At 56.9% G+C, this 10,160-nt stretch carries 12 protein-coding genes and 1 rRNA gene; 10 read left to right on the top strand and 3 right to left on the bottom strand.

The features are described from left to right. The 7 genes from AC13CY_RS10895 to AC13CY_RS10865 form a co-directional block, all read left to right on the top strand. On the top strand, positions 1–994 hold a 994-nt coding region (locus tag AC13CY_RS10895; protein ID WP_483052512.1), incomplete at its 5' end, for a transketolase-like TK C-terminal-containing protein. 36 nt (positions 995–1,030) lie between these two features. Beyond that, on the top strand, positions 1,031–1,384 hold the full coding sequence (locus tag AC13CY_RS10890) for a CidA/LrgA family protein (RefSeq protein WP_058576732.1): 354 nt from the start codon (positions 1,031–1,033) through the stop codon (positions 1,382–1,384). Then, entirely contained in the window at positions 1,374–2,096 is a 723-nt protein-coding gene (locus AC13CY_RS10885) for an LrgB family protein (protein ID WP_483052511.1), read from the top strand. The genes AC13CY_RS10890 and AC13CY_RS10885 overlap by 11 nt, the downstream gene beginning before the upstream one ends. 59 nt (positions 2,097–2,155) lie before the next feature. Further along, positions 2,156–3,184 (top strand): type I glyceraldehyde-3-phosphate dehydrogenase, encoded by a 1,029-nt coding sequence (locus AC13CY_RS10880; RefSeq protein WP_483052510.1) that lies wholly within the window; start codon positions 2,156–2,158, stop codon positions 3,182–3,184. Positions 3,185–3,243: 59 nt separating this feature from the next. Beyond that, positions 3,244–4,413: a phosphoglycerate kinase gene (locus AC13CY_RS10875; RefSeq protein WP_058576735.1), complete on the top strand. Its 1,170-nt coding sequence runs from the start codon at positions 3,244–3,246 to the stop codon at positions 4,411–4,413. 65 nt (positions 4,414–4,478) lie between these two features. Beyond that, positions 4,479–5,543, top strand: coding sequence for a class II fructose-bisphosphate aldolase (gene fba, locus AC13CY_RS10870; RefSeq protein WP_089676092.1), 1,065 nt, complete (start codon positions 4,479–4,481; stop codon positions 5,541–5,543). A 121-nt stretch (positions 5,544–5,664) separates the two neighbouring features. Further along, complete coding sequence (locus AC13CY_RS10865) at positions 5,665–5,841, top strand: hypothetical protein (protein WP_323133917.1); 177 nt, start codon at positions 5,665–5,667, stop codon at positions 5,839–5,841. Positions 5,842–5,851: 10 nt separating this feature from the next. Here AC13CY_RS10865 and AC13CY_RS10860 read toward each other — a convergent pair whose 3' ends face one another. After that, on the bottom strand, positions 5,852–6,298 hold the full coding sequence (locus tag AC13CY_RS10860) for a hypothetical protein (protein WP_074211225.1): 447 nt from the start codon (positions 6,296–6,298) through the stop codon (positions 5,852–5,854). 248 nt (positions 6,299–6,546) lie between these two features. Between AC13CY_RS10860 and AC13CY_RS10855 the strand changes: the two genes are divergently transcribed. From AC13CY_RS10855 to AC13CY_RS10845, 3 genes are all read left to right on the top strand, one after another. Beyond that, complete coding sequence (locus tag AC13CY_RS10855; protein ID WP_044630427.1) at positions 6,547–7,245, top strand: HAD family hydrolase; 699 nt, start codon at positions 6,547–6,549, stop codon at positions 7,243–7,245. 1 nt (position 7,246) lies between these two features. Beyond that, the gene (locus AC13CY_RS10850) at positions 7,247–7,621 is read left to right on the top strand and encodes a translation initiation factor Sui1 (protein ID WP_054641448.1); all 375 of its coding nucleotides are present in this window, start codon (positions 7,247–7,249) and stop codon (positions 7,619–7,621) included. Between the two features lie 61 nt (positions 7,622–7,682). After that, on the top strand, positions 7,683–8,591 hold the full coding sequence (locus AC13CY_RS10845) for a nuclease-related domain-containing protein (protein ID WP_483052509.1): 909 nt from the start codon (positions 7,683–7,685) through the stop codon (positions 8,589–8,591). An 8-nt stretch (positions 8,592–8,599) separates the two neighbouring features. Here the strand turns inward: AC13CY_RS10845 and AC13CY_RS10840 are convergent, their stop codons facing one another. Both AC13CY_RS10840 and rrf read right to left on the bottom strand, forming a co-directional pair. Then, positions 8,600–9,931, bottom strand: a complete 1,332-nt coding sequence (locus AC13CY_RS10840) for a deoxyguanosinetriphosphate triphosphohydrolase (protein ID WP_062363374.1) — start codon at positions 9,929–9,931, stop codon at positions 8,600–8,602. Between the two features lie 107 nt (positions 9,932–10,038). Further along, positions 10,039–10,154 (bottom strand): 5S ribosomal RNA (gene rrf, locus AC13CY_RS10835). Positions 10,155–10,160 lie beyond the last annotated feature (6 nt).

Genomic DNA, 10,160 nt, shown 5'->3' with positions numbered 1-10,160 from the left:
GCCCACGGAGTTGACGACTGAAGCGCTGATCGAGCAGGCCCAAGAGAAAGGCGACAGCATTGCCTCGCGTAAAGCGTCGTTTGAAGCGCTGAACGTGATTGGCCCGCAAATGCCGGAACTGCTCGGCGGCAGCGCTGACTTAGCGCCATCTAATCTGACGTTCTGGAAGGGCGCGAAAGCGATCACCCCCGACGATGCCAGCGGCAACTACCTGCACTACGGTGTGCGTGAATTCGGCATGGGCGCGGTGATGAACGGTATCGCCCTGCATGGCGGTTTTGTGCCGTATGGCGCGACCTTCCTGATCTTTATGGAGTACATGCGCAACGCCGTGCGTATGGCGGCGCTGATGGGTCAGCAGGCTATCTACGTGTTTACCCACGACTCTATTGGCCTGGGCGAAGATGGCCCGACGCACCAGCCGATTGAGCAGCTTACTAGCCTGCGTACCACGCCGAATCTCAACACGTGGCGCCCCTGTGACGCCGTGGAGACCGCCGCTTCCTGGGATGCCGCGATTAAGCGCCACTCCGGCCCGACAGCCCTGGTTCTTTCACGCCAGAACCTGCCCCACCAGCAGCGTACCAAGGCCCAGCTCGCGTCTATCCAGTGCGGTGGCTATGTGCTGAAAGATAGCGAAGGCACCCCAGAGCTGATCCTGATTGCCACGGGCTCCGAAGTCTCTCTGGCGATGGACGCCGCGGCCGAACTGGAGCAGCAGGGTAAAGCCGTGCGCGTAGTCTCCATGCCGTCCGCTTACCGTTTTAATGGCCAAGACGCTGACTACCGCGAAAGCGTGCTACCCAAAGCCGTCACCAAGCGTATTGCCATCGAAGCTGGCCATGCCGACTACTGGTACAAATACGTTGGTCTCGATGGCCGCGTGATTGGCATGACCACCTACGGTGAGTCGGCACCCGCGGGCGAGCTGTTCAAGCACTTCGGCTTTACCGTCGAGAACATCGTCAAACAAGCCAATGAGCTGCTGGGTTAACCCCTCGCTCAAACGGCGCCTGGTGCGGGCATTACGATGCCCGCGCTAAACGGCCTTTTATGGCTAATTAGCTACTGGATAATCGGAGAAGTCGTGATCCACTTCTCCGGTTTACCTATTTCTTCTGGAGTGGTGGGCATGCTACTGCTGTGCATCACTCTTGCCGTTATCGGTAGAGTACCTGCTAGCCTTGCCGCCGCCGCCCAACCGCTGATCGCACTTTTGGCCATGCTGATCATGCCAGGCGTGGTAGGCGTGTTCTTCATTCTCGATGAACTGGCAAGCCAGTGGCTGGCCATCGTGGCGGCTCTGCTGCTGGGGACGCTACTGAGTGTGTTCACGACACTGTGGCTGCTCAAGCGATTGATGGGGCACCGCCATGCCGACTAGCTTGCTGCCTACCTTGACCGCCACGCCGTTATTGGCCGTTGGGCTTACCTTGGCCGCATACCTTGTGGGCAGCGCCCTTTTCACGCGCTTGGGTAAACCCTCCTGGCTCCCGGCGATTTTGATCGCTGCTCTGCTGCTGGCCGCGACGCTGGCCTTGTTGGGCTTGCCGTATGCCACCTATCAGCAAGGCGCAACCTGGCTGACGGTCCTGCTAGGTCCAGCCACCGTGGCGTTGGGCATGCCGCTTTACCAACAGCTACCGCGCATTCGTGCGCTGTGGCAGCCGTTGGCGGCTTGCCTGCCTATCGCTGCCACTCTGGCCGCTTGTTACGCTCTTGGCATTGCTTGGCTTCTCGGCGCGGGTCCGGAGATCTTGGCCTCGATTGCGGCAAAGTCGGTGACCGCGCCTATTGCCATCGGCATCACCGAACAGCTCGGCGGCAACGTGGCGCTGTTAATGGGCTCGCTGCTAGTAACCGGCGTGCTGACCATCCCCTTTGTTAGCTTGGCGGCCCGGCTGCTACGTATCAACGATGAGCGCATCATCGGTTTTGCGCTGGGGCTCAATGGGCACGCCATTGGTACCGTGCGGGCCTTTGATATTAGCCCTACCGCCGGGGCGTTTGCCTCGCTCGGAATGAGCCTAACCGGTATTTTTACCGCGCTGCTGTTGCCGCTGGCGTGGCGGCTAGTGGGCATCGGGGCTGGGTAAGCAACCCCCGGTGAAATACGCTATCATCGGGCCACTTTTTCTAAGAGCCGCATCGCAACATGGCGAACGCTTCCACTAAATATCGCATTGCTATCAATGGTTATGGGCGCATTGGCCAGTGCGTGCTGAGAGCACTGGTGGAACGCCAACACCCAGAACTTGAGGTGGTGGCGATTAATGAGCTTTCTGACCTCGCCACCATCACCTATCTCACCCGTTACGACACCACCCACGGGCGTTTCCCTGGTGAGGTGGACAACGATGGTAGCGCCCTGTTCGTCAACGGCCAGCGCATCCACGTGCTGTGCGAACGCGAACCGCAAGCGCTGCCCTGGGGTGAGTTGGATATCGACCTAGTGTTGGAGTGCTCGGGTAGCTTTAAGGATCGCGCCACCGCCGAGCAGCACTTAACGGCTGGGGCCAAGCGGCTGCTGTTCTCCCAGCCCGCTGAAAACGATGTGGATACCACCATCGTGTGGGGCATCAACGAGCATGAGCTTGCCCCCACGCAGCGCATTCTCTCTGCGGCGTCCTGCACCACGAACTGTTTAGTGCCGCTGCTTACCGTGCTGGATGAAGCATTGGGTCTGGAGCACGGCGTTACCACCACGATTCACTCGGCGATGAACGACCAGCCGGTGATCGATGCGTATCATCAAACCGACCTGCGCCTGACCCGCTCCGCCATGCAGTCGATCGTGCCGGTGGATACTGGCTTGGCAGTGGGTATCAGCCGCCTGATGCCGAGCTTGGCCGGGCGTTTTGAGTGCCTGCACGTGCGGGTACCCACCATTAACGTCTCGGCCATGGATGCCGCGCTGACCGTACGTCGCGATACCAGTGCCGCCCAGGTGAACGCGCTGCTACACAGCGCCAGCCAGCAGCGCTTACAAGGGGTGCTAGGCTATACCGAAGCCCCCATGGCATCGATCGATTTTAATCATGACCCCCGCTCTGGCATTCTAGACGCCACCCAAACCAGGGTGGCTGGCACACGCTTGATCAAGCTGCTGTGCTGGTTTGATAACGAGTGGGGCTTTGCCAACCGCATGCTGGATATCAGCCAGCGCTTGGCAACGTTTCGCTAATTGATGGGCAGCACTACCTAGCGCTCTTACATTCGCTTGAACACGAGGAAACCGCTCACATGAACGTGCAAAAAATGACCGACCTGCCCCTGGAAGGGCAGCGCGTGCTGATTCGTGAAGACCTGAACGTGCCGATCAAAAACGGCCGTGTTTCCAGCGATGCCCGCCTGCGCGCCGCACTGCCGACTATTCAAGCAGCGGCCAAAGCGGGTGCCAAAGTGATGCTTATGAGCCATCTGGGCCGCCCCACGGAAGGCGAGCCTGCTGAGGAGTTCTCCTTAGCTCCCGTGGCCGAACACCTTGGCGAGCTGCTGGGTAGCCCCGTCAAACTGGTCGACGACTACCTCGACACCGCGCCCACGCTCAGCAACGGCGACGTGGTGCTGCTTGAGAACGTGCGCTTCAATAACGGCGAGAAGAAAGACGACGAACAGCTGGCCAAGCAGTACGCCGCGCTGTGCGATATCTTCGTGATGGACGCCTTCGGCACCGCCCACCGTGCTCAAGCTTCTACCCACGGCGTGGCCCGCTTTGCGCCCACCGCCTGTGCAGGCCCGCTGCTGGCTCAAGAGCTAGACGCACTGGAGAAAGCCTTAGCGAACCCGGCGCGCCCTATGGCGGCTATTGTGGGCGGCTCCAAGGTCTCCACGAAGCTCGACGTGCTGACCGCACTCTCTGATAAGTGCGACCAGCTTATCGTCGGCGGCGGGATCGCCAACACCTTTATCGCGGCGGCAGGCTATAATGTGGGTAAATCGCTCCACGAAGCCGACCTGATCGGTCAAGCCAAAGCGCTAATGGAGAAAGTCTCTATTCCGCTGCCCACTGACGTTGTTGTGGCAACGGAGTTCTCTGAATCCGCAGAAGCAGTGGTGAAACCGGTGGACCAGGTCGCTGATAACGAGATGATTCTGGATATCGGCCCGGACACCGCTGCCCACTTGGCCAGCCTGCTCAAAGATGCTGGCACTATTTTGTGGAACGGCCCCGTGGGCGTTTTTGAGATTGATCAGTTTGGCAAAGGCACCGAGGAGCTCTCCCATGCCATTGCTGACAGCCGCGCATTTTCCATTGCCGGTGGCGGTGACACGCTCGCTGCGATTGATAAATACGCCATTGCCGACCGTATTTCCTATATTTCCACCGGTGGCGGGGCGTTTTTAGAGTACGTTGAAGGCAAACAGCTACCGGCTGTTGCTGCACTTGAAGCTGCGGCCAAGCGCGGCTAATACGTAATAATTGAACTTGCACGCTCACTGCACCCGTTCACACTGACAACCTATAAGGTGACCCCATGGCTTTAATTAGCATGCGCCAGATGCTCGACCACGCCGCCGAATATGGCTACGGTATTCCCGCGTTCAACGTCAACAACCTTGAACAAATGCGGGCTATCATGGAAGCCGCCGATGCTACCGACTCTCCGGTGATCGTGCAGGCCTCCGCTGGCGCGCGTAAATACGCGGGCGCCCCCTTCCTGCGCCACCTGATTTTGGCAGCGGTGGAAGAGTTCCCGCATATTCCGGTAGTGATGCACCAGGATCACGGCACCAGCCCTGCGGTATGCCAGCGCTCTATCCAGCTCGGTTTCTCCTCCGTCATGATGGACGGCTCGCTGGGTGAAGACGGCAAGACGCCGATGGATTACGACTACAACGTTGGCGTCACTCGTCGCGCAGTAGAAATGGCCCACGCCTGTGGCGTCTCTGTAGAAGGCGAGCTAGGCTGCCTGGGTAGCCTGGAAACCGGCATGGCCGGTGAAGAGGACGGCATTGGTGCCGAAGGCAAGCTGGATATGGAACAGCTGCTAACCGACCCCGAAGAAGCCGCTGCGTTTGTAAAGGCTACCCAGGTCGACGCCCTCGCAATTGCCATTGGCACCAGCCACGGCGCGTATAAATTCACCAAGCCGCCGACCGGCGACACGCTTTCCATTCAGCGTATCAAAGAGATCCACGCGCGCATCCCGGATACCCATCTGGTCATGCACGGCTCCTCCTCCGTGCCGCAGGAGTGGCTGGAAGTGATCAACCGTTACGGCGGTCAAATTCCGGAAACCTACGGCGTACCGGTTGAGGAAATCGTCGAAGGCATCAAGCACGGCGTGCGCAAGGTGAACATCGACACCGACCTGCGCCTAGCGTCCACCGGTGCTGTGCGCCGTTTTATGGCAGAGAATCCGTCAGAGTTTGATCCGCGCAAATTCTTAAAAGAAACGGTCACCGCTATGCGTGATCTGTGTATTGCCCGCTACGAAGCCTTTGGCACTGCTGGCAACGCGAGCAAAATCAAGCCGATTAGCCTGGAAGCGATGTTCCAGCGCTACGAGCGCGGCGAGTTGGCTCCTAAGATTAAGTAAGCAGCTAAGCAATTAGCAACGCTAAGGCGGCCTTCGGGCCGCCTTTTTTGTTGCAATGCAGCACCAATAGGCTATTACTAGAGAGCGCCACCCCACATTTCTTCACCAGGCAGCTCTCACTATGATGCGCGAAAACCAGCGCATGGTGACCGAAAAAATTGAGGCCAGCATAGAAGCTGGCCTCGTAATGCAAAAAGCGTTTTTCAGCGCGATGAGTGGTCAGTACGCCCCCTGGTGGATTACCAGCCAGAAAGCGATGAAACCCAGTAGCGCCAAGTCACGACGCCTCTCCCGCTAACGGCGGTAGGTTACTCGTTATCGTCGTTGCTCTGCTCATCTTCACCGCTTTCAATCGCATCTTCAGCGCTGCCGGTACCACCCGTGCCACCTTCAGTATTTTCGCTATCGGCATCAGTACTGCTGCTCTCTGTATCAGTACTGATGCTCTCCGTCTCAGCGCTGCTGCCCTCGGTGTCAGAGCCAGTGTTCTTTGCCTCAGTGCTGCTATCGACTTCGGCCGTGTCAGCGTCCTCTTCAGCACTAGACGCTTCCGAAGCCGACATATCAGAGGAAGGCTGCTCATCGCGCTGAACAGAGCCTGCCTTAATACCGTACTTCTCTTCTAGCGCCGCATCATCCAGCGCTTGGTGCTGCTCGCTATCGGCATTGGTCTCAGGTTCTGCCAACACGCTAGCCGCAGAGGCCATCAGCGCGGTACCAAATACAAATGAAAGTAACCAAGGGTTGAATCGCATATACATCTCCATTTTGTAGTTATTGCGGCGTCGCCTAACCACTATAGCTCTTCTCCTAGCGATTAACATAGATTGCCTTAAAAACCGGGTAGTTAACTTAGTGATGACATGGATAAATGGCACCTAGAGGCGGGCTAACCGTAAAAAATTATAAAACAGTGTTCACAAAGTCCCAAAAATCTCGTTCAATAGCAGTCTAGTCGGCTTAATTAACGCGAGTAGCGCTTGTAACGCTGCAAGGAATTCCCATGCCGCTTCCACTTCTGCTGTTTGATTGTGATGGCACCCTCGTCGATAGCGAACCCCTGCTTGCTGAAGAGATGGCGCGCGGCCTCAATACGGTGGGCCTACCGTTTGCCTCCTCCGATTACCTAGGGGAGTTTCGTGGTGCCCGCTTCCGACGCATTGTGGCAGAACTTCAAACCCGCTACGGTGAAGTAGATGCGGACCGGTTAAACCGCATGGAACAAACCATGCGGGCCAATCTGGCAGACCGGTTAGCCAATGAGTTAACCACCATTCCCGGTGCCCGGGAATCACTTGACGCCCTATCACGCTACCCAAGCGCGGTGGTATCGAACGGGCCAGAAACAAAGATTCGCACCGCACTCAATGCCACAGGGCTTAGCCATTACTTTGCTCACCGGCTATTTAGTGGCTACACCGCTAACTGTTGGAAACCAGAGCCCTGTTTACATCTTCACGCAGCCAGTATCATGGGGTTTGCGGCAAAAGACTGCATAGCGATCGATGACGCCTTAGTTGGCGTTCAAGCAGCTCTGCAAGCGGGCATGACAGTGATTCATTTGAATCGCTTCCCCGATGCCGAAGCAACACCGGAAGGCGCTATTATGATTAGCAACATGTACCAACTGCCTGCCGTTGTTGAACAACTGACCCACGAGCGATGGCAGGCCGCAATGCTTCATCACTCAACAGAGAAATAGTATGGCTTCATTACGTGATCAGCTAGGTGGCCTTGTTTACTCCACTGAGCATGGCAAAACTTGCCCCGACTGCCGAGCCCCTATTGATAATTGCTGCTGCGAAGACACCAGCGAGCAAGAGCGTCTTGCCGCATTAGATGGCATTGTGCGCATCCGCCGTGAAACCAGCGGGCGTAAAGGAAAAGGCGTGACGACTATCAGCGGTCTCCCACTGGCCCACGCAGAGCTTAAGACGCTGGCCAAAACGCTTAAACAGCGCTGTGGTACGGGTGGTGCAGTTAAAGAGGGCGTGGTTGAAATTCAAGGCGATCATCGCGAAACACTTCGCGATGCCTTAACCTCAATGGGTTATCAGGTAAAATTAGCTGGCGGTTGATGCATCGCCATATAACACGATGCACGATCTTAAGCTCATGGCTAAAGGGCAAGTTACGACAATGGTTTGGTTGGAATACCTACTACCGCTCATCTTCTTGTTCCCCATGGCAGCCATGGGCGGCATTGTATTAGCCTTGCGTAGCCTTCACGATGCCCGCGTACACTCACCCTTTGATGCACCGCTGCGCGAACCTGGTCAGGCCCTTCGTCATAGGCTCGACCAAGCCTTTTCTAGCCTGTTCCTACATGGCACCCTGGGGCCATTAGTCACGTTAGCGCCGCTAGTATATGGCATGGGCCGTATGCTGTTTGTCGATAAACAAGACTGGGTAGAGTGGGCGCTTTACGGCTTGCTAAGTACCATTTTGGTGCTGGCGTTTTCGCTGCTGCTAATACGTGACTACCAGCGCATTCGACGCTTAAAGCTGGGGCTTGCCTGCGAGTTGGCGGTGGGGCAGGAGCTGGAGCGCTTAGTGCGCCCCGAAGCGCACCCTTATTATGTTTTCCACGATGTACCTACCGACAGTTTCACTATCGATCATGTCGTCGTGACCCCTCATGGCGTTTTTGTTGTGGAAACACGGGCTAGAACGCTGGCCATCGGCACCGATGGTAAAGAGCTTAACTGCGTGGCGGTTGAACGTGAGCGTTTGCGGTTCCCCCACTGGCAGGAACGGCGGCCGCTGCATAAAACGCGGCAAGGCGTTAACTGGCTCAGCCAGTGGTTAGAGCGCCGCTGTGGTGTACCGGTGCCGGTCAAAGGGGTACTGGTGCTACCGGGGTGGAAAATTGATACCAGCGAGGCTTCACCGGATATCCTGGTGGTCAGTGGCGAGCAGCTTGCCCGCCAGCTTACCGAATTAACCCCAGGACAGATGAGCGATGCCATTCACGATAAGGTCATCCACATTCTGCTGGAACGAGCACGGCTGATGGAGCTCAAGCATCTCCGCCAGCCGTCCGTTTAATGGATGGCTCAGTCGCCGCGTAAGCGGCCGCCCATCTCTTGAGCAAGATCGACTGCATAGTGGTCGGTCATCCCGCCAATGAAGTCCAGCATTCGCCGGTAACTGTCATAGAGTGTCCATGAGGGTAGCGGTGTATTCTCACCAATTAACGCCAGCACCCGCTGGTGCTTGAAAGAGCTTTGCCCGGTGTGGTGCAGCTCATGGGCCGCACCGATAAACGCTTCTAACAGGATACCCAGCGTGGTGTAAGCACCAATCTCCAGCTTCGCCTTGCGCTCATTCTGGAAAATACGCTCACGAGCCAGCTGCTTGGCAGACTGCACACCCCAACCTAAATCCGGGTGACACAGCTCTAACAAGTCTTCGCTGAGGGTGCCGCTGAGTAGCGCCTGCTCATGCTGTACAAATACTGCCCCCACATCGTTTACGGCCCGCTCCATGGCAGCGCCTCTGAGTAGGGCGATACGGCGGCGTTGCGAGACATTTTTACGCTGCATCTCGGCATACTCCGGTGGGAACTCTCCGGCAATTTGACGCAGAATCTCAACCACTTCCTCATAGCGAAGAATGCCCATCTCCAGACCGTCTTCCAAGTCTAGCAAAGCGTAGCAAATATCATCTGCCGCTTCGACAAGCCAAGCCAACGGGTGGCGACACCAGCGCTGCTCACCTTGGGGAAGTAACCCAACCGCATCTGCGACCTCTTTTAACAGCGCCTGCTCTGACTGGTAGCAGCCAAACTTACCCGCACGACCGCTATAGCGTACCGTCCAGGGGTATTTCAGCAGCGTGCCAAGCGTAGCCGCCGATAAGCGCATGCCACCGTTGAACTGGTTGTACTCAATCTGGGTAATCACGCGAAAGCCCTGAGCGTTGCCTTCATAGGTCAGCAGGTCTTCGCGCTCTGCCTCTGATAGGCCCTCCAGCAGGCCACTTCCCTGGGCACGGCGAAACCAGTCGCGTATCGCGTACTCACCGGCGTGACCAAAGGGTGGGTTACCGATGTCATGACCCAGACACGCCGTTTGCACAATAACGCCCAAATCAGCGGGGGTAATCCAGTCAGGGAGGCGGTCACGCAGCAGCTCGCCCACAATCATTCCAAGAGAGCGGCCGACACAGCCAACTTCAAGGGAGTGGGTTAAACGTGTGTGAATATGGTCGTTTTCAGTCAGAGGGTGCACTTGGGTTTTACGCCCCAAGCGTCGGAAAGAGCCGGAAAAGACAATGCGATCATGATCTTTATGAAAGGGGCTACGCCCAATTTCCCGGGTGCTATCTGTTCGTTTATCGTGAAGGCGTCGAGGGGAAAGTAACTGATCCCATTGCATTTGTGTCATAGCGCTCCTCCTTGGAGTTCACATTCTGACATAAAAACACGGACATAAAACGACACATAGAAAAACAAAAAACCCAGCCGTTTGGCTGGGTTTTTTGCGGTATAAGTGCCTGACGATGACCTACTCTCGCATGGGGAGACCCCACACTACCATCGGCGCTAAGCGGTTTCACTGCTGAGTTCGGCATGGGATCAGGTGGTTCACGCTCGCTATGGTCGTCAGGCGTAAC

Source organism: Vreelandella sp. L-15 (genome assembly GCF_056857635.1).
This window is presented reverse-complemented; position numbering and strand designations above follow the sequence as displayed.

Coding starts and splice junctions, on each gene's coding strand:
- AC13CY_RS10890 (WP_058576732.1), top strand. CDS start 1,031: ATGCCCGCGCTAAACGGCCTTTTATGGCTAATTAGCTACTGGATAATC.
- AC13CY_RS10885 (WP_483052511.1), top strand. CDS start 1,374: ATGCCGACTAGCTTGCTGCCTACCTTGACCGCCACGCCGTTATTGGCC.
- AC13CY_RS10880 (WP_483052510.1), top strand. CDS start 2,156: ATGGCGAACGCTTCCACTAAATATCGCATTGCTATCAATGGTTATGGG.
- AC13CY_RS10875 (WP_058576735.1), top strand. CDS start 3,244: ATGAACGTGCAAAAAATGACCGACCTGCCCCTGGAAGGGCAGCGCGTG.
- fba (WP_089676092.1), top strand. CDS start 4,479: ATGGCTTTAATTAGCATGCGCCAGATGCTCGACCACGCCGCCGAATAT.
- AC13CY_RS10865 (WP_323133917.1), top strand. CDS start 5,665: ATGATGCGCGAAAACCAGCGCATGGTGACCGAAAAAATTGAGGCCAGC.
- AC13CY_RS10860 (WP_074211225.1), bottom strand. CDS start 6,298: ATGCGATTCAACCCTTGGTTACTTTCATTTGTATTTGGTACCGCGCTG.
- AC13CY_RS10855 (WP_044630427.1), top strand. CDS start 6,547: ATGCCGCTTCCACTTCTGCTGTTTGATTGTGATGGCACCCTCGTCGAT.
- AC13CY_RS10850 (WP_054641448.1), top strand. CDS start 7,247: ATGGCTTCATTACGTGATCAGCTAGGTGGCCTTGTTTACTCCACTGAG.
- AC13CY_RS10845 (WP_483052509.1), top strand. CDS start 7,683: ATGGTTTGGTTGGAATACCTACTACCGCTCATCTTCTTGTTCCCCATG.
- AC13CY_RS10840 (WP_062363374.1), bottom strand. CDS start 9,931: ATGACACAAATGCAATGGGATCAGTTACTTTCCCCTCGACGCCTTCAC.